Genomic DNA, 18,291 nt, shown 5'->3' on the forward strand with positions numbered 1-18,291 from the left:
GGAACCCGCGCCGGGGCCCGTACGTTACTTTGTGGGCAGAGAACCACGCGTTGAAAGGGCCTTGACGAGACATGCGGATGCGGAGTTCCAACCCCGTTCTCAAGCGGGCGCTCCAGCAGGCCGGACCGACTGGGTACCCCCAGCAGGGTTACGGCCAGCCGGGCTACGGTCAGCAGCAGGGCTACGGCCAGCCGGGTTACGGACAGCCGTACCCCCAGCCGGGATACGGCCAGCCCTACCCTCAGCAGGGCTACCCCGGCGGCCCGGTGCAGAGCGCCGACAGCCAGCCGATGACCATCGACGACGTGGTCGTGCGCACCGGTATGACGCTCGGTGTCGTCGCGCTCCTCGGCGTCGTCAACTACTTCCTGTTCGCCGCTGCTCCGGGCCTGGCCCTGCTGCTCACCATCGTGGGTGCTCTCGGCGGTCTGGTCCTGGGCCTGGTGATCGCCTTCAAGCAGATCACCAACCCCGCGGCCATCCTGACCTACGCGGCCCTGGAGGGCCTGCTGGTCGGCGGCCTGTCCGCGTTCCTCGCCCGCACGCTGGAGATCAGCACCGGTGACGCCGGCGCGGGCGGCGCGCTCGTCACCCAGGCGGTGATCGGCACCGTCGCGGTGTTCGGCGTGATGCTCGCCCTGTACAAGTTCCGCATCATCAAGGTGACCGACGGCTTCGTCAAGGCCGTCACGTACGCGGTGCTCGGCGCCGCCGCCCTGATGCTGGTCAACTTCGTCCTGAGCTTCTTCGTCTCGGGCGGCCTCGGCCTCCGCGAGCCCAGCCCGCTGGGCCTGCTCGTGGGCATCGTGTTCGTCGTCCTGGCCGCCCTGACCCTGGCCGTGGAGTTCCGCGGTATCGAGGAGGGCCTCAGCGCCGGGCTCCCGAACAAGTTCGCCTGGCAGTTCGCCTTCGGCCTGACCGTCTCCCTGGTCTGGCTCTACATCGAGATCCTGCGCCTGCTCTGGATCATCAAGACGATGTTCTCCGAGTAGCCCGCCTCGGTCGGCGGATGGCCGCACCGGCGTGGAGCCGCCGACCACCCGCCCGTACACGAGGGGCCACCTCCCGGTGAGAACCGGAAGGTGGCCCCTTCGTCGTGTCCGGTGCGGCCGTGGCCGGGTCAGACCCTCCCGCGACGGGGAGCGGGGATGGAGCGGTTCCTCCGGCGGCGGTCGTACTCCGTCACGAGGGCCTGGGCGTACCACTGGGGCAACTCGTACTCGTCGGCGAGCCAGTTCGACCGGTCCTGGCAGCGGACCAGGCCCGGTCCCTTGTCGAGGGCGTCGAACCACTCGTGGAGGTCTCGGCCGGTGACGACCGGGATGCGTTCGATGAGCTTGGCGTGGATCTCCGGCGAGTGGGTTACCGACATAGGCACCTCCGGCAGCGCATTGGCGTGTGGCACTTACCTGCGACCCTGCATCAGGATCACGTTTTGGACAAGCCCCGGTCACCAGCTTTTACCTTGCCGGTGCGGGAACGTTTGCCTGGACGTGCTCCGTAGCCGAACGCGGGTGTGACACGGGGAAGGCCGCACGTGTTCCGACATCGCCGGGGGCGCCCGGTGCTCGGGGGACGAAACCTCCCGAACGCGCACGCCGCGGTCAGGGGGCGCCGATCACGGCGAAGGCCCCGAACACCCCGGACACGGCGAAGGACCCGGAGTCGCTCCGGGTCCCGCGCCGTCCACGGTCCCGCGCCCCGGAGGGCGGGAGGGAAGGGCCTAGCTCAGGCGCTCGAAGACGGCCGCCATACCCTGGCCGCCACCGACGCACATGGTCTCCAGACCGAACGTCTTGTCGTGGGTCTGCAGGCCGTTGAGCAGCGTGCCGGTGATGCGGGCGCCGGTACTGCCGAAGGGGTGGCCGAGCGCGATGGCGCCGCCGTTGACGTTGAGTTGGCCGTCGATGTCGATCCCGAGCTTGTCGGCGGAGGGCAGCACCTGCGCGGCGAAGGCCTCGTTGATCTCGACCAGGTCGATGTCGCCGATGGCCATGTTGGCGCGGGCCAGCGCCTGCTTGGACGCCTCGACCGGGCCCAGGCCCATGATCTCCGGGCTCAGGCCGGTCACGCCGGTGGACACGATGCGGGCCAGCGGGGTGATGCCCAGCTGGGCGGCCTTGGTGTCGCTCATGATGACCAGGGCCGAGGCGCCGTCGTTGAGCGGGCAGGCGTTGCCCGCGGTGATGGTGCCGTCGGGGCGGAACACCGGCTTGAGTCCGGAGACCTTCTCGTAGGTGGTGCCGCGGCGGATGCCGTCGTCGGTGCTGACCACGGTGCCGTCGGGCAGGGTCACCGGGGTGATCTCACGCTCCCAGAAGCCGTTGTCCAGGGACTTCTCGGCCAGGTTCTGCGAGCGCACCGCGAACTCGTCCTGGCGCTCGCGCGAGAGGCCGGTGATCTGGGCGACGTTCTCGGCGGTCTGGCCCATCGCGATGTAGGCGTCGGGGAGGTTGCCGTTCTCGCGCGGGTCGGTCCAGGTCTCGGCACCGCCCTCGGCGCGCTTGGCGGTGCGGGCCTTGGCCTCGTCGAAGAGCGGGTTCTCGTTGTTGGCGTCGTCGCTGTTGCCGTTGACGAACCTGCTGACGGTCTCCACGCCGGCGGAGACGAAGACGTCGCCCTCGCCCGCCTTGATGGCGTGGTAGGCCATCCGGGTGGTCTGGAGGGAGGAGGAGCAGTAGCGGGTGATCGTGGTGCCGGGGACGGTGTCCAGGCCCAGCTGCACGGCCACGATGCGGGCCATGTTGAAGCCCTGCTCCCCGCCGGGCAGACCGCAGCCGAGCATCAGGTCGTCGATGTTCCGGGGGTCCAGCGCGGGGACCTTGTCCAGCGCGGCGCGGACGATCTGGGTGGTCAGGTCGTCCGGCCGGATGTCCTTGAGCGAACCCTTGAAGGCACGGCCGATCGGGGAGCGGGCGGTTGCGACGATGACTGCTTCGGGCATGGCTGCGTCCCTAACGGTTGAGGTGCTGCGTGTGGAGCTGGGAGCCGTGCGGCGGTCGGCGCGCCGCTGGCCTCCAGCATCGCTTGTTACCGACCAGTAAACCCGTCCGGTGTCCCCGCGCGCCACTCGGGGGCACCGTTCATCCGCTGCCTCCGGAGCGGTCGGTGGTCCGGGGCGGGCCCGCCCCGGCCGTCTCCTCCGCGTCGCCGTGACTTCCCCGGAGGCGGAACGGGCCCCGGATGAGCGCGGCCCAGCGTCCGCGCATACCGGGAGTGTGCCCGCTGACGTGCGAGCTCGCACGGGAGACCTCCGTGCCGGGGGTCTCGGCCGCGACCACGGCCGCGCGGTCCACCGGCAGGATGCCGCTGGTGCGCTCGGCTTCGTCCAGTTCGGGGAGCAGGCCCAGGGCGGCACAGGCCGAGGGCAGAACGGCGAAGGCGGCCTGCGAGTACCCGAGAGCTGACGGATGAAAACGGTCAGGCCCAAACATGGAAACTGGGTCCGACCGAAAGTCGTCGGACAGCAGGTCGCTCATCGAGACCGTGCGCCCGCCGACCTCGGTGACCGCGATGGTCTGGGCGGCGGCGAGCTGGCGGGAGGCACGGCGGGCCATCGAGCGCAGCGGCCAGCCGAGGGGGCGGACGGTGCCCAGGTCGGGGCAGGTGGCCACGACCACGGCCGTGCCCCGCCCGACCAGGCGGTCCACGGTCTCGCGCAGCCGGGCCACGGCGTCGCCCGGGCGCACGCGGCGGATGACGTCGTTGGCGCCGATGAAGACGACCGCCAGGTCGTAGCGGCCGCCCTCCTCCAACGCGCGGGCCCGTTCGACCTGGGCGGCCAGGTCGGCGGAGGTGGCGCCGGGGGAGGCGGTGCAGCGCAACCGGACGGGTCTTTCCGAAGCGGCCGCCAGTCCCGTCGCCAGGAGGACGCCCGGGGTCTCGGTGGCGAGTTCGACCGCGAAGCCGGCGGCGGTGGAGTCGCCCATCATCAGCATGCGGATCGGCGGGCCCCCGCCGTCGCCGTAGGCGCCGTCGACCACGGGCCGGTCCCACCGGGGGGAGCCGACCGCGCGGCGGGCCAGGCGTGCCTGGAGGTAGAGGAGCGCGATGGTGCCGCCGCCCACGAGCGTGAGCCCGCCGCCGCCGAACGCGGTGGCGGCGGCGATCCGGCGTGCACGCGCGGCTCGCAGCATCGGAAAGACCTCCGAGGCTCGGACCCGCATGCCCTGGAGCGGGCCGGATACGAGTGAGGTTACCGGTGGGCAACCCCGGAATCACGTACCTGCGCGGCACACAATTCGCGCCCCGGAGTGAGGGACCCCGTGCCTTTCGGGCCAGTGGGGGAGTGGTCGCCGCCTGACGGGACCCCTCCCCTCCGCGGGCGCGGAACCCGCTGGTGGAGACCACTAGAGTCGGATTGAGACGGGCCGGACCGGCCCAGGGCCCCGGACTCGCCGCCGGGGCGAGGAAACGGCGGGCCGAAACCCGGTCGCCACGATGCTGAGGGAGCACAAGTGCGGGTATACGACTCACTGATCGACCTGGTCGGGGACACGCCACTCGTCCGTCTGAACAAGGTCACCCAGGTCCTCGGCCCGAACGCTCCCACCGTTCTCGCCAAGGTCGAGTACTTCAACCCGGGCGGTTCGGTCAAGGACCGCATCGCGCTGCGCATGGTCGAGGCCGCGGAGAAGAACGGCGAACTCAAACCGGGCGGCACCATCGTCGAGCCCACCTCCGGCAACACCGGTATCGGCCTGGCCATCGTCGCCCAGGAGAAGGGCTACCGCTGCGTCTTCGTCTGCCCGGACAAGGTCGGGCCGGACAAGCTCTCGGTTCTGCGCGCCTACGGTGCGGAGGTCGTGGTCTGCCCGACCACCGTCGCCCCCGACCACCCCGAGTCCTACTACTCCGTGTCCGACCGGCTGGCCGCCGAGATCCCCGGCGCCTGGAAGCCCAACCAGTACGAGAACACGAACAACCCGGAGTCGCACTACCACGCCACCGGCCCGGAGGTCTGGGAGCAGACCGAGGGCCGCATCACCCACTTCGTGGCGGGTATCGGCACCGGCGGCACCATCAGCGGTACCGGCCGCTACCTCAAGGAGGTCTCCGGCGGCGCGGTGAGGATCATCGGCGCCGACCCCGAGGGCTCGGTCTACTCGGGCGGCTCGGGCCGTCCCTACCTGGTCGAGGGCGTGGGCGAGGACATCTGGCCCGGCACCTACGACACCTCCGTGTGCGACGACATCGTGGCCGTCAGCGACAAGGACTCCTTCCTCATGACCCGCCGCCTGGCCCGCGAGGAGGCCCTGCTGGTCGGCGGCTCCTGCGGCCTGGCCGTCGAGGCCGCCCTGCGGGTGGCCAAGGACGCCGGCCCCGACGACGTCATCGTCGTCCTGCTGCCCGACGGCGGCCGCGGCTACCTCGGCAAGATCTTCAACGACGAGTGGATGGCCGACTACGGCTTCCTGTCCGCGCAGACCGAGGAGGCCACCGCGGGCCAGGTGCTGGCCGCCAAGGGCGGGGAGATGCCCGACTTCGTGCACACCCACCCGGACGAGACCGTCGGCACCGCGGTGGCCATCATGCGCGAGTACGGCGTCTCCCAGCTGCCGGTGATGAAGGAGGAGCCCCCGGTCATGGCGGCCGAGGTGGTCGGCTCCATCGCCGAGCGCAACCTCCTCGACGCCCTCTTCGACGGCCGGGCCGAGCTGGACGACCTGGTGGAGAGCCACATGGCCGAGCCCCTGTCCACCGTCGGCACCGGGACCCCGGTGAGCGACTGCGTCCGCCTGCTGCGCGGATCCGGCGCCCTGGTGGTGCTGCGCGACGGCAAGCCGGTGGGAATTCTCACCCGCCAGGACCTGCTCGCCCACCTGTCCGGCTGAGGCGGGCCGCCCGCGATCCCGTGACGGGGCCCGGACCGCGCTCGAACCGAGCGTGGTTCGGGCCCCGCCGTATGCCACCCGTACATGTCGACGCATACTCGGACACTGCTAATGTTCGCGACAGTTACTGGTAGGTAATAAATGGGAGCACGCGTGTCGCGGCTGTTGTCCTGGATCATCCGCTCCATCTGGTCGTACGCCCGGACCAAGGCCGAAATCCGGGCCGACTCCAAGGCGGCGCGCAGGTTCGCGCGCTTTGGCACGGGCTCCGCGATCGCCTTCCCCACGGCCACCCTCTACGGCGAGCCCTGGATCGAGATCGGCGTGCACACCGTCCTGGGCGGGGACATGACCCTCGCCGCAGGTATGGGACCCGACTACGACCTGGGGCCGGGCACGGTCGTGCGGATCGGTTCCGGCTGCGCCATCGGTCGGGGTTCGCACATCGTCGCCCACAAGTCCGTCGACATCGGCGACCACGTGTACACCGGCCCCTACGTCTACATCACCGACCAGAACCACGCCTACGGCAACACCGAGGTCCCCGTCGGCCTCCAGTGGCCGGTGGACGACCCGGTCAGCATCGGCGACGGCAGCTGGATCGGCGCGAACGCGGTGATCCTGCCCGGCGTCCACCTGGGCCGCAACTCGGTCGTGGCGGCGGGCACCGTGGTGAGGCCGGGGACCTACCCCGACCACGCGGTCATCGCGGGCGTGCCCGGCAAGGTCGTGCGCACCCACGACCCCGAGCTGGGCTGGGAGCCGCCGCTGCGCGAGACCGGGACCCCTACCCGGGTGCCCACCCCGGTCACCGGCCTGCCCCCGGAGGCGCCCGCCGAGCCGCCCCGGCACGGCTCGGCCACCCGCTTCCCGCCCGCCTAGTGTGTTGTCCGCCGACCGCCGGTTGAGCAGCAGCGGGGCGGACCGCCGCTTCGGCCGCGCCCCGCCCCGTCGCGCCACCGCGGCTCCCCGGCCGACGACTTGGTATGGTGCGCGGGCCGTACCGCTCGGAGAGCCACGGCGGCGCTCAAGGGGAGGGGCCAGGCGACGATGCAGGCGTCAGAGGTTGCGCGTGCGGTGGCCGCGGCCATGTCGACCGCCTCATCGCTCGGCCTGGCGGCCGACGACGCGATCGTCCTCCATGACTCGAACAGGCTCACCCCGCGTCTGCTGCCCTGTGAGGTCCTGGCCCGGGTGGCGCCTGTGGCGCACCAGGTCGCACAGTTCGAGGTCGAGCTCGCTCAGCGGCTCGTCGAAGCCGGGTGCCCTGTGGCCGCTCTCGATCCCCGGGTGGAGCCACGCGTCCATGAGCGTGACGGCTTCGCGGTCACGCTGTGGACCTACCACGAACCCGTCGCGCCCCGGGAGGTCGCACCAGCCGACTACGCCGATGCGCTTGAGCGGCTGCACGCCGGCATGCGCGGGCTCGACGTCCCGACGCCGCGGTTCACGGACCGGGTCGAGCAGGCCCGGCGACTCGTGGCGAACCGCGACCACACTCCGGCGCTCGCCGACGCGGACCGGGAGCTGCTCGGCGACACGCTACGGAACCTGGGACGGTTGATCGGCGGGCGCGGCGGCGCCGAGCAGCCGCTGCACGGCGAGCCGCACCCGGGCAACGTGCTCACCACGAAGAACGGGCTGCTGTTCGTGGACCTTGAGACGTGTTGCCGTGGGCCCGTGGAATTCGACCTCGCCCATGCGCCCGAGGAGGTCAGCGAGCACTACCCGGGTGTCGACCGGGACCTGCTGCGCGCGTGCCGGATCCTCGTGCTGGCGATGATCACCACGTGGCGCTGGGATCGGGGCGACCAGTTCCCGAACGGGCGCCGGCTGGGCCGGGAGTGGCTCAGCCGGATCCGAGCAGAACTCGATCGCCACGGCCTGGACACCCATGGCTGAGCGCGGCCCTTCGAGGTCGTGTCCGGCCGACTGTCCGCCGGCCCCTTCCCTGTGCCCCGGAGCCGGGGTCAGGCGCCGGACCCGGAGGGGGAGCGGGGGGCCAGGTCGACGCCGACCATGCGGCTGATCGCCTGTTCGGCGGCCGCGGCCATGTCGACGGTGTCCGGTGACAGCAGCCACTGCACCTGGAGGCCGTCCATCACGGCGATGACGCTGGTGGCGGTGGTGGCGCTGTCCAGGTCAGCGGTGACCTCGCCGAGGTCGCGCGCCTCGTCGAGGGCCTCGATCAGCATCGTGCGCAGCCCGTCGTAGCGGCTCCGGAAGAACTCCTGCGCGGGGTGGCCCTCGGTGACGCTCTCGGCGGAGAGCACCGCGTACAGGCGCACGATCCCCTCGCGCGTGGTGTTGCGCCGGACGGTGTCCACCAGATGGCGGAGGAAGGCCATGCCCCGGGGACGCTCCTTCCCGAGCTCCTCCAGGTCGGAGGCGTCGCGCAGGTCCAGGACCCCGGTGAGCAGGTCCGCCTTGGACGGGAAGTGGTGCAGGACCCCGGCCTGGGTGAGGCCGACCCGTGCGGAGATCTCCGCGAGGGAGGCGTTGTGGTAACCGCGGGTGGCGAAGGCCTCCATCGCGGTCCGCAGGATGTCCGTCCTGCGATCCTCCTTGGGGGCCCGCGTCTCGCGCGTCCTCGCCCTGTCTCCCGCACTCTTCGCCGTCACCCGTGGAAGTCTACCTACCAAGTGGTCGGTCAATAAATGCGCGAAGGTACCTACCGATCACTTGGTAAGTGTGCTTTCATCGCTCCGTGACACCGCCGCCACACAGCCGTGGGAGCGGCCGCGGCGGCACCTCCATCACTCCGACGACACACCGCCCGCATCGATGTACGGGAGAGACGATGGCACCCCCCACCACCCGACCCGCCATCAGCGCGCTGGCCGCGGCCGGCGCGCTCGCACTGGGATCCACCCTCCTGGGCCTGGGCACCGCCGCCCCCGCCCAGGCCGCCGCACCCACCGCCCGGGTCTGGGTCACCACGGCGGACGGCGGCAGCACCCTCGAACCGAGGGGCGAGGTCCCCTTCACCTCCGGCAGGGAGGGGATCGACATCGCGGTCGACCCCGGCCAGAGGTTCCAGCGCTTCACCGGCGCCGGCGCCTCGGTGACCGAGGCGTCGGCCCACCTGATCGGCTCGCTCCCCCAGGGGGAACGGGACGCCCTGATGGAGTCGCTGTTCTCCCGGGACGGGGGCGGGATCGGGCTCAACTACCTCCGCCAGCCCCTGGGCGGCACCGACTTCAACGCCGGGTCCTTCTACACCTACGAGGACACTCCCGGCCGGTTCGGCATCGACCGCGACCGGCAGGAGATCATCCCGGTCCTGCGGGAGGCCCTGGCGGCCAACCCCGGCATCCGGTTCATGGGCAGCCCCTGGTCGCCGCCCGCGTGGATGAAGACCGGCGGCTCGCTCAACGGCGGAAGCCTGGACCCCGCCCACTACGGGGACTACGCCGACTACCTGGTGTCGGCCGTCGAGGCGTACGGCGAGGAGGGGATCGAGCTCACCGACCTCACGGTGCAGAACGAGCCCCTGTTCGCCACCTCCTACCCGTCCACGAGCATGTCCGCCCAGGAGCAGGCCGACTTCTTCCGGGTGCTGGACGGGGCCCTGGCCGACGCGGGGCTGGACACGCGGTTGTACGCCTACGACCACAACTGGGACCGGACCGACTACCCGCTGGAGGTCTTCGAGGCCACCCGGGGGATCGAACGGGTCCAGGGGGCGGCGTTCCACTGCTACGGCGGCCGGCCCGAGGCCCAGCAGCAGATCGTGGACGCCGGGAAGCGCGTGTTCTTCACCGAGTGCTCCGGAACCGACAGCGCCGACCCCGCCTCGACCTTCGCCGACACCCTGCGCTGGCACTCCGAGAACCTGGTCGTGCGCAACATGCGCAGCGGCGGCGAGACCGTCCTCACCTGGAACCTCGCCCTGGACGGGAACGGAGGCCCCCACCAGGGCCACTGCGAGGACAGGTGCAACGGCGTCGTGGAGATCGACGGTTCGCGGGTCACCCGCAACGCCGAGTACTACATGCTGGGCCACCTGACCCGGTTCGTGGACGAGGGCGCACGGCGGATCGGCTCCACCAGCCAGGGCTCCGGCGGCGTGCAGAACGTCGTGTTCGAGAACCCCGGCGGCGGCCGGGCCGCCTACGTGACCAACGCCGCCTCCGGACCCCGCACCTTCTCGATCACCGAGGGCGGCGACTCGCTCTCCTACACCCTCCCCGCCGGGGCGGTGGCCACCTTCACCTGGTCCCCGGCCGGGGACGGCGGCGACCCGGGAGAGCAGGGAGAGACCATCGTTCCGGACACCCCCTACCAGGTGGTCGGCGCCGACAGCGGCAAGTGCCTGGACGCCGCCGACTGGGGCACCGGTGACGGCACCGGCCTCCAGCAGTGGGAGTGCGGAACGCCCGGCCAGGCGAACCAGACCTGGCGGTTCCTGCCCACCGGCGACGGCCACCACCAGGTCCTGAACCAGCACGCCGGCGCGGTGTGGGACGTGGACGGCGGCCCGGGCGCCACGGCCGACGGTGCCCGCGTCCATCTGTGGAGCTACGTCGGCGCCGCCAACCAGCAGTGGCGCCCGGAGGAGGTCTCCGGCGGCACCTACCGGTTCGTGGCCCGGCACAGCGGCAAGTGCCTGACCCTGGACGGCGGGGCGGACGGGGCCGGCCTGACCCAGCAGCCCTGCGGGAGTGCCGACGGCCAGTCCTTCCGGGTGCGTTCGGCCGCCTGAGCGCCGGTCCGGTCGGACGCACGCTGAGGAGCGGTGGCGCGTGCGGGAGTGATCCCTCACCGCGCCACCGTGCGGCTGGAAAGCGGGAACGGCGAGGTCGGAGGGCACTATTGTGGCCCCATGAAGTTCGACGGGTTTGAAACGCTGGCCATCCACGCGGGACAGGAGCCGGACGCCGGCACCGGGTCCGTGGTGGTGCCGATCTACCAGACCAGCACCTACGCCCAGGACGGCGTGGGCGGTCTGCGCCAGGGCTACGAGTACTCGCGCACGGGCAATCCCACGCGCGCGGCCCTGGAGGAGTGCCTGGCCGCCCTGGAGTCCGGGGTGCGCGGTCTGGCGTTCGCCTCGGGCATGGCCGCCGAGGACACCCTGCTGCGCACGGTCCTCTCGCCCGGCGACCACATCATCATCCCCGGCGACGCCTACGGCGGCACCTTCCGGCTGGTCTCCAAGGTGGTCGAGCGCTGGGGTGTGCGGTGGGACGCCGTCGACCAGTCCGACCCCGAGGCGGTGCGCGCGGCCGTCCGGCCAGAGACCAGGGTCGTGTGGACCGAGACGCCCACCAACCCGCTGCTCAACATCACCGACATCGAGGCCGTCGCGCAGATCGCGCACGACGCCGGCGCACTGCACGTGGTCGACAACACCTTCGCCTCGTCCTACCTCCAGCAGCCGCTGACCCTGGGCGCGGACGTGGTCGTGCACTCCACCACCAAGTACCTGGGCGGGCACTCCGACGTGGTCGGGGGAGCGCTGGTGGTCTCCGACGCCGAGCTGGGCGAGCGCCTGGCCTTCCACCAGAACACCATGGGCGCCATCCCGGGGCCGTTCGACTCCTGGCTGACCCTGCGCGGCGTGAAGACCCTGGGCGTGCGCATGGACCGCCACAGCGCCAACGCCGAGCGGGTCGTGGCCGCGCTGGAGGACCACCCGGCGGTGCGGAAGGTGTTCTACCCCGGTCTGGAGGGCCACCCGGGGCACAAGACCGCCGAACGGCAGATGAAGTCCTTCGGCGGGATGGTCTCCTTCGCCCTGCGCGACGGGGAGAAGGCGGCGCTGGCCCTGTGCGAGCGGACCGAGGTCTTCACCCTCGGCGAGTCCCTGGGCGGGGTGGAGTCCCTGATCGAGCACCCCGGACGGATGACGCACGCGTCCACCGCGGGTTCCGCGCTGGAGGTTCCGGCCGACCTGGTGCGGATCTCCGTGGGCATCGAGTCCGCCGACGACCTGGTGGCCGACCTGCTGCAGGCCCTGGAGGCCTAGAAGTCCCGCACTGACCCCGTCCGGTGCCCGGGCCCCGTCCGGGCGCCGGCGGTGCGCTCCCGCGCACGCGCCCCGTATGGTCGTGTGCCGCGCGGGTTCCCGGCTGCGCTGCCGGACCCGTCGCGGCCTGTTCCCGGTACCGCCCGTCCTGTGCCGCGCCGTGCTGCGCGGCGCCGTGTCACCGTTGCCCGGTCGCCGCTCCCGGGCCGTCGCCCCGCGGTTCAGACCGCGGTGGGCGTGCGGTCGGAGGAGGCGCGGCCCGGGGCGGGCGCGGAGGGCCCGCCGCCGCGGAAGCGCAGCCCCACCACGAGGCTTCCGGTGCGGGAGAGGGGGGTGCTCTCCTCGTCGTCGCGCAGCGAGCGGTAGGTGCCACGGTTGTCCCGGCGGCGGATGCCGATGGAGACGGCGAGGAAGAACCCCGCGGCCAGGCCCAGGAGCACGACTCCGACCAGCGCGATGAGGGTGGGGATCATTCTTTTCTCCTTGGGGGAAGTGCCTATCCGCGTCCTGCGTGCCCCCCGGCCGAGCGAGGGGGCGTTGGGCGGTGTTTCACCTGATGCGGTTTCCGTTCGGTGTGTCGCGCGGGGGTCGGGCGCCTGGGTCGAAGGGGCGGGACTGCCGGTTCTTCCCTCCTCGTGTGTTCTCCCGGCCGCGAAAGCGTGTACTTAGGGTGGCCTTCATCTAAGATGGGTTCATGCTGACCGGATGGACTTGTTCCTTTGGTGTACCGATCACCTTGTTGGTACAAGCTAGGTTGTTGGTCTAGTACCCCGGCGAGGACTGATGTATGCGGGCTGAAAGCAGATATCGACAGATTGCTCGGACCCTGAGGCGGGAGGTGCAGGAGGGAACCCTGCCCCGGGGCGGGCAGCTGCCTTCCGAGAAGCAGCTGGAGGAGCGCTTCGAGGCGTCCCGCAACACGATCAGGCTGGCCCTGGGCATGCTGCGCAACCAGGGGCTGATCGTCAGCCGTCCCGGTCGCGGGCACTTCGTCCAGGACGTGGTCCCCGAGACCTTCCACGCCAACCGCAGCCGGGACGGGTCCGGCGGCCTCAACGAGTCGGGCATGGCCGGGCAGACCCTGGAGGAGCTCCAGATCCTCAGCGCCACCCCCGACATCGCCAGCCGCCTGCGCGTCACCGAGGGCGACATGACGGTCGTCCGCCGCATGTACCGGTTCTCCGGGGAGGTCTCGGCGTCCGTCAGCTCCGCCTACTACCCCATGGACCTCGTCGAGGGCACCCCGCTCATGCTGCCCGAGGACGTCGAGAGCGCCCTGGCGGTGCTGGCGGAGCACGGGCAGCGCCAGGTCGGGTTCGTCGACGAGCTGGAGGCCCGCATGCCCAGCCCGCAGGAGGCGGGCCAGCTCGAACTCCCACCCGGGGTCCCGGTGCTGACCGTCCACCGGACCGACCTGTCCGAGGAGCGTCCGATCCGGCTGGTGCACACCGTCTACGCGGGACACAGCATCCGCTACCAGTACGAGCACGGCAACATGAACGCCTACCACCGGGACTGAGCGAACGCATGAGCACGTCAAGGAAGACGGTCGTCGCCGACCACCTGCGCGAGGCGCTGGCCAGGGGAGAGTACGGGCCGGGTGAGCGGCTTCCGGGGGAGGAGGAGCTCGCCGAGCAGCTCGACGTCTCCCGCGCCACCGCACGCCTGGGGATGCGCATCCTCCAGGACGAGGGGCGCATCGCCATCCGCGCCGGACGGGGGGCCTTCGTCGCCGACCACCGGCCCATCGTCCACCTGGCCACCCCCGTCACGGGCGGCGGCGACTCCGAGCGCTTCAAGGCGGGTTACCAGCCCCACCTGCGCGAGGCCGGCTACCACCAGGTCCAGGAGAAGGTCAAGGTCAGCCTGGACACCATGCGGCCCAAGGTGGCCAAGCGGCTGCGCCACGAGTCGGTGGGGGAGGCCGCGCGCGGGGACCTGGTCGTCATCCGCTCCTCCGACCGGTTCGTCGAGGGCGGCCTGTGGCAGTCCCAGGTCACCTACTTTCCGTACGACATCGCCGGCGGCACTCCGCTCATGTCCCCCGAACCCCTGGAGGAGGGGGTGACCGCGGTACTGCGGTCGCTGGGCTGCCGGGAGGAGTGGAACTGGGACATCGTCGGCGCCCGGATGCCCTCCCAGAGCGAGGCCGACTCCTTCGGCCTGGGCCCGGGCATCCCCCTGCTGGTCCAGGAGCGGGTGGTCTACGAGGGCGAGCGCCCGCTGCGGTTCACCGAGACGATCATGCCCGCCAACCGGCACCAGCTGCTCTACTCCGGCGGTGAGGCGCCCGAGGAGCTGCTGGTCCTGGCCTCCGACGTCAACGTCTTCGAACGCTGACGGGGTGGCGGGGCCCGGCACCGGGTGCTGGGACCCGTCCGCCGAAAACGCCCTAACGCGGGCGGTCCAGGTAGCGGCCCACCACCAGCGCACCCAGCTCCTCGGCGCCGGCGTGCACCACCCGCACGCCGCGGCGCCGCTCCACCAGGGCCTGGAAGGCGCGCAGCCGGGGATCGTCCGCCAGCAGGAAGAAGGTCACCTCCGCGCCCTCGCGCAGCACCGCGTCCAGTTCGGCGACGGTCAGCTCCACCGTGCGCGGGGTCGGGGGCCAGGCGAACCGGGCGTCGCTGTCCCCGCCCAGGTGGGCGGTGGGCTCGCCGTCGGTGACCACCAGTACCTGCGGGCGCAGGTCCCTGTGGCGCCGCAGGTGGGCGCGGGCCAGCCGCAGCGCGTGGTGCAGGTTCGTGCCCGGGATCCTGCGCCAGTCGTGGGCCGCCAGCTCGCCCGGGGACAGCTCCCGGGCCCGCTCCCCGAAGCCGACCAGGTGCAGCCGGTCCTCCGGGCGGCGCGTGGCCACCAGGGCGTGCAGGGCCAGCGCCGTCCGGGTGGCGGCCTCGTGCAGGGACCGGGCCACCATCGAGTGCGACAGGTCCACCAGCAGCGACACGGCGGCGGCCTCCGAGGGCTCGGTCTCCACCACCCGCACGTCCCCGGCGCGCAGCGCCACGTCCCGCTCGCCGGGACGGGACCGGCGCAGCGCGGCCTCGCGCGCGGTCGCGACCGCGTCCAGGGGGCCGTCACCGTCCTCACCGAAGGGAAGGGAGGCGCCGGTGGGCTCGCCGCCGGACGCGGTACCGCCCCGGTGGGCACCGCCACGGGCGCCGTGCCCGCGGCGGGGGGACTCGGCGTCGCGCAGCGCCACCTCGCCCAGACGGCGCAGCTCGCGGGGACTCAGGCCGTGGTCGGCCTCGTCCAGGCGCGCCAGGGCCCGTCCGGCCTCCCGGCCCAGCGACCGGTCCAGCAGGCGGCCCAGAGCGACGGCGTCCACCCCGTCGAGGGCGCCGCGGTCGCCGTCGGCGTACCGGGACAGGGCCCCCTCCAGTGCGGCCAGTTCCAGCCGGTCCTCCTCGGAGACGGGGAAGGGGCCGGCCTCGGAACCGGCCTCGTGACCGGGACCGGCCTCGGAGGCGGCCGCCACCAGAGCCAGGAGTTCGCGCGCCGCGGCCACGGCCTCCTCCGGTGGCGGGTCGGGGTCGGCCAGGGGGTCGGGCCCGCCCATGTACGCCCGGTACCGAAACCTCACACGCACCCGCCTTCCGTGTACACACACCGGTACCTTCCCCGGCAGGAGAGGGCGGACCCGCCGCGACGCCTCCGGCCGACCCCTCAGAAGCGGTAGACCCCTCCGTCGGGGAGCGTGTCCTTGGACAGTCGGCGTTCCAGGTACAGCCCCTCCAGCGCGAACTCCACCACCGCGGCGGCCAGCCCCGGCGTGGGCGGCCCGTCCTCGCCGTCGGGGGCCACGCGCTCGATCAGCGCCGCCAGCCCCGGCACCGCGCCCACCCGCCGCAGCAGCTCGGCGGCGCCCACGAGGTCGCCGGTCTCCACCGTGCCGCCGCCGGAGAAGCGGTCGCTGAGGGGCGACAGGTCCGCCTCGTCCAGGCGTTCGCGGAACACCTCCGCCACCGCCCGGCGCAGCAGCGCGTGCAGGATCTCGGCCTCGCGGCCCTCGGCACCCATCTCGAACTCGACCTTCCCCAGCAGCGGCTCCACCACCGCGGGCAGGTCGCACACCCGCGCCACCGGGAGCTCCTCGCCCGACAGGGCCGCCCGCCGCAGCGCCGAGGCCGCCACGGTCTCGGCCGCCGCCACCGAGAAGCGCACCGACACCCCCGAGCGCGCGTCCACCTTCTTGGAGGCTCGTACCAGCCGGGTGAAGCGCGCCACGGCCTCCAGCAGGTGCGCGGGCACCGTCGTGCCCTCGGGCAGCGCCGCCTCCTGCCGGATGAGCGCCAGCTCGTCGGCCAGGGCCAGGGGGTAGTGGGTGCGCACCTGCGCGCCGAAGCGGTCCCTGAGCGGGGTGACGATCCGCCCCCGGCTGGTGTAGTCCTCCGGGTTCGCGCTCGCCACCAGCACCAGGTCCAGCGGCAGCCGCAGGCTGTAGCCGCGCACCTGGAGGTCGCGCTCCTCCAGCACGTTGAACAGGGCCACCTGGGCCCGCGCGGGCAGGTCGGGGAGCTCGTTGACGCAGAACACCCCCCGGTTCGCACGCGGGACCAGACCGTAGTGGATGGTCTCCGGGTCACCCAGAGAGAGCCCCTCCGCCAGCCGTGCCGGGTCCACGTCGCCCACCAGTTCGCCGACCCCGGTGTCGGGCGTGGCCAGTTTCTCGCCGTAGCGCTCCCCGCGGTGCCGCCACACCACAGGGAGGTCGCCGCCCTCCCGGGCCGAGCGGCGCGTGCACGCCGGGCAGACCGGCGCGTAGGGGTGGTCGTTGACCGGGCACCCGGCCACCGACGGGGACCACTCGTCCAGCAGGACCGCCAGGGTCCGGATGAGCCGGGTCTTGCCCTGGCCGCGTTCGCCCAGCAGCACGATGTCGTGCCCAGCCAGCAGGGCACGCTCCACCTGCGGCAGCACGGTGGCGTCGAAGCCGTGCACCCCCGGGAAGCGGGGCTCCCCGGCGCCCATCCGCCGGAGCAGGTTCTCCCGCACCTCGGCGGCGACGGGCCGGTGGACATGTCCGGACCCGCGCAGCGCCGCGAGGGTGCGCGGGAGGGAGGGCGGGGTCGGCGGAGGGGACGGAGGGAGGGCACTCACGTCCCCGAACCTATCCCGGAGCGCGCCCGGGGCCGAAGGGGTTCCCCGTTCTCCGGACGCCGCGCCGGCACGGCCCGCCCGCCGGCGCCGTCCCGGGCAGGTGTCCGAGTCCGTTCGCCGGAAAATCCCCTGATTGGCACCAGGGTGGAAGAATGGGGCGTGACGGTGGAGTCCTGTGTCCGGCCGCAAGGGCCGGCGATACCGGGGGTGGCAGTTGGTGGCACGGTTCGGCGATGCACTGACGACGGGGGCCGACCTCGTGAACGCGGCCGAGCGCGCCGTGCTGGGCGCTCTGGAACAGGTGGACGGCCCGGCCGACCTGGTGTGCTTCTTCGTCTGCGGGGCCGACCCGGAGGAGGTCACCCTCGCGGGCACGCGCGTCATGGAGCTGGCCGGGGACGCCGCCACCCTCGGGTGCAGTTCCACCGGTGTCATCGGCGGCGGCCGGGGGGTCGAGGGCCAGGGCGCGGTCAGCGTGTGGTGCGCCAGCCTTCCCGGCGTCGAGATCACCCCGTTCCGCCTGGACACCATCATCGAGGACGACCACCTGGCCGTCGTCGGCATGCGTGAGCCGGGACCGCGCGACCGCGCCGCCATCCTGCTCACCAATCCCTACGAGTTCCCCACCCAGGCCTTCGTCCGCGAGTCCACCGAGGCCCTCGGCGGGCTGCCCCTCGTCGGCGGCATGGCCGACGGCATGCGCGGCGAGGAGTCCGTGCGGCTCTTCTGCGAGGGCGAGGTGGCCGAGAACGGCGCGATCGGAGTCCTCATCGGCGGCGAGAACGTGCTCGGCACCGTCGTCAGCCAGGGCTGCCGCCCCGTCGGCCCGCCCATGACGGTCACCAAGGCCGAGGGCAACCTCCTGCTCGAACTCGCGGGCGCCAACGCCTACGAGAAGCTGGAGAAGCTCGTCGAGGACCTCTCCGAGGAGGACCGCGCGCTCGCCGAGCAGGGGCTGCACGTCGGTATCGCCATGGACGAGTACGCCGACGCCCACGAGCAGGGCGACTTCCTCGTCCGCACCCTCGCCGGGGCCGATCCCGAACTCGGCGCCCTCACCATCGGCGACATGGTCGAGGTCGGCCAGACCGTCCGCTTCCAGGTCCGCGACGCCGGTACCGCCGACGAGGACTTCGCCCGGCGCCTCGCCGACTTCGGCGCCCAGCACTCCGTCGGCGCCGGCCTGCTCTTCTCCTGCAACGGCCGCGGCGCCTCCCTCTTCCCGCACGCCGACCACGACGTCCTCGCGGTCCACCGCGCCCTCGGCGTCGACGCCGTCGCCGGCTTCTTCGCGGCGGGGGAGATCGGGCCGGTCAGCGGCGTCAACCACGTGCACGGGTTCACCGCCTGCCTGCTGGCCTTCGCCTAGGGCGGGGCGTCGGGGAA

The 18,291-nt window shown here is 72.4% G+C and carries 16 protein-coding genes; 9 read left to right on the top strand and 7 right to left on the bottom strand.

Annotation, left to right across the window (positions count from 1 at the left end; genetic code table 11):
- The first annotated feature begins 71 nt into the window (after positions 1–71).
- Positions 72–992 carry a Bax inhibitor-1/YccA family protein gene (locus A6A08_RS21400; protein ID WP_073704430.1) on the top strand — a complete coding sequence of 307 codons (921 nt, stop codon included), beginning with the start codon at positions 72–74 and terminating at the stop codon, positions 990–992.
- Positions 993–1,120: 128 nt separating this feature from the next.
- Here the strand turns inward: A6A08_RS21400 and A6A08_RS21405 are convergent, their stop codons facing one another.
- The 3 genes from A6A08_RS21405 to A6A08_RS21415 all read right to left on the bottom strand — a co-directional run bounded on the left by A6A08_RS21405 (position 1,121) and on the right by A6A08_RS21415 (position 4,136).
- A complete protein-coding gene (locus A6A08_RS21405) occupies positions 1,121–1,372 on the bottom strand; it encodes a DUF4287 domain-containing protein (RefSeq protein WP_073704431.1) in 252 nt (83 codons plus the stop codon).
- Positions 1,373–1,723: 351 nt separating this feature from the next.
- Positions 1,724–2,944 carry an acetyl-CoA C-acetyltransferase gene (locus tag A6A08_RS21410; RefSeq protein ID WP_073704432.1) on the bottom strand — a complete coding sequence of 407 codons (1,221 nt, stop codon included), beginning with the start codon at positions 2,942–2,944 and terminating at the stop codon, positions 1,724–1,726.
- A 139-nt stretch (positions 2,945–3,083) separates the two neighbouring features.
- A complete protein-coding gene (locus A6A08_RS21415) occupies positions 3,084–4,136 on the bottom strand; it encodes an SGNH/GDSL hydrolase family protein (RefSeq protein ID WP_073704433.1) in 1,053 nt (350 codons plus the stop codon).
- 321 nt (positions 4,137–4,457) lie between these two features.
- On the opposite strand from A6A08_RS21415, the gene A6A08_RS21420 reads away from it, so the two are divergent.
- From A6A08_RS21420 to A6A08_RS21430, 3 genes are all read left to right on the top strand, one after another.
- Complete coding sequence (locus A6A08_RS21420; protein WP_073704434.1) at positions 4,458–5,834, top strand: cystathionine beta-synthase; 1,377 nt, start codon at positions 4,458–4,460, stop codon at positions 5,832–5,834.
- 141 nt (positions 5,835–5,975) lie between these two features.
- Complete coding sequence (locus tag A6A08_RS21425; RefSeq protein WP_073704435.1) at positions 5,976–6,716, top strand: acyltransferase; 741 nt, start codon at positions 5,976–5,978, stop codon at positions 6,714–6,716.
- 168 nt (positions 6,717–6,884) lie between these two features.
- Positions 6,885–7,736 carry a phosphotransferase enzyme family protein gene (locus A6A08_RS21430; protein WP_073704436.1) on the top strand — a complete coding sequence of 284 codons (852 nt, stop codon included), beginning with the start codon at positions 6,885–6,887 and terminating at the stop codon, positions 7,734–7,736.
- 68 nt (positions 7,737–7,804) lie between these two features.
- Here the strand turns inward: A6A08_RS21430 and A6A08_RS21435 are convergent, their stop codons facing one another.
- Complete coding sequence (locus A6A08_RS21435; protein ID WP_242422788.1) at positions 7,805–8,455, bottom strand: TetR family transcriptional regulator; 651 nt, start codon at positions 8,453–8,455, stop codon at positions 7,805–7,807.
- Positions 8,456–8,634: 179 nt separating this feature from the next.
- On the opposite strand from A6A08_RS21435, the gene A6A08_RS21440 reads away from it, so the two are divergent.
- Both A6A08_RS21440 and A6A08_RS21445 read left to right on the top strand, forming a co-directional pair.
- The gene (locus A6A08_RS21440) at positions 8,635–10,539 is read left to right on the top strand and encodes an RICIN domain-containing protein (RefSeq protein ID WP_073704438.1); all 1,905 of its coding nucleotides are present in this window, start codon (positions 8,635–8,637) and stop codon (positions 10,537–10,539) included.
- Positions 10,540–10,659: 120 nt separating this feature from the next.
- The gene (locus tag A6A08_RS21445) at positions 10,660–11,805 is read left to right on the top strand and encodes a cystathionine gamma-synthase (RefSeq protein WP_073704439.1); all 1,146 of its coding nucleotides are present in this window, start codon (positions 10,660–10,662) and stop codon (positions 11,803–11,805) included.
- A 221-nt stretch (positions 11,806–12,026) separates the two neighbouring features.
- Here the strand turns inward: A6A08_RS21445 and A6A08_RS21450 are convergent, their stop codons facing one another.
- A complete protein-coding gene (locus tag A6A08_RS21450; protein WP_073704440.1) occupies positions 12,027–12,278 on the bottom strand; it encodes a hypothetical protein in 252 nt (83 codons plus the stop codon).
- A gap of 314 nt (positions 12,279–12,592) precedes the next feature.
- Between A6A08_RS21450 and A6A08_RS21455 the strand changes: the two genes are divergently transcribed.
- The gene (locus tag A6A08_RS21455; RefSeq protein ID WP_073704441.1) at positions 12,593–13,324 is read left to right on the top strand and encodes a GntR family transcriptional regulator; all 732 of its coding nucleotides are present in this window, start codon (positions 12,593–12,595) and stop codon (positions 13,322–13,324) included.
- Between the two features lie 8 nt (positions 13,325–13,332).
- Positions 13,333–14,145: a GntR family transcriptional regulator gene (locus tag A6A08_RS21460; protein ID WP_073704442.1), complete on the top strand. Its 813-nt coding sequence runs from the start codon at positions 13,333–13,335 to the stop codon at positions 14,143–14,145.
- 52 nt (positions 14,146–14,197) lie between these two features.
- On the opposite strand, the gene A6A08_RS21465 is transcribed toward A6A08_RS21460, so the two are convergent.
- Positions 14,198–15,364, bottom strand: coding sequence for a VWA domain-containing protein (locus A6A08_RS21465; RefSeq protein ID WP_073704443.1), 1,167 nt, complete (start codon positions 15,362–15,364; stop codon positions 14,198–14,200).
- Between the two features lie 107 nt (positions 15,365–15,471).
- Entirely contained in the window at positions 15,472–16,905 is a 1,434-nt protein-coding gene (locus A6A08_RS21470) for a sigma 54-interacting transcriptional regulator (RefSeq protein WP_073704444.1), read from the bottom strand.
- A gap of 217 nt (positions 16,906–17,122) precedes the next feature.
- Between A6A08_RS21470 and A6A08_RS21475 the strand changes: the two genes are divergently transcribed.
- The gene (locus A6A08_RS21475) at positions 17,123–18,274 is read left to right on the top strand and encodes an FIST N-terminal domain-containing protein (protein ID WP_073704700.1); all 1,152 of its coding nucleotides are present in this window, start codon (positions 17,123–17,125) and stop codon (positions 18,272–18,274) included.
- Positions 18,275–18,291 lie beyond the last annotated feature (17 nt).

This window comes from Nocardiopsis sp. TSRI0078, from assembly GCF_001905145.1.
Taxonomy (GTDB): domain Bacteria; phylum Actinomycetota; class Actinomycetes; order Streptosporangiales; family Streptosporangiaceae; genus Nocardiopsis.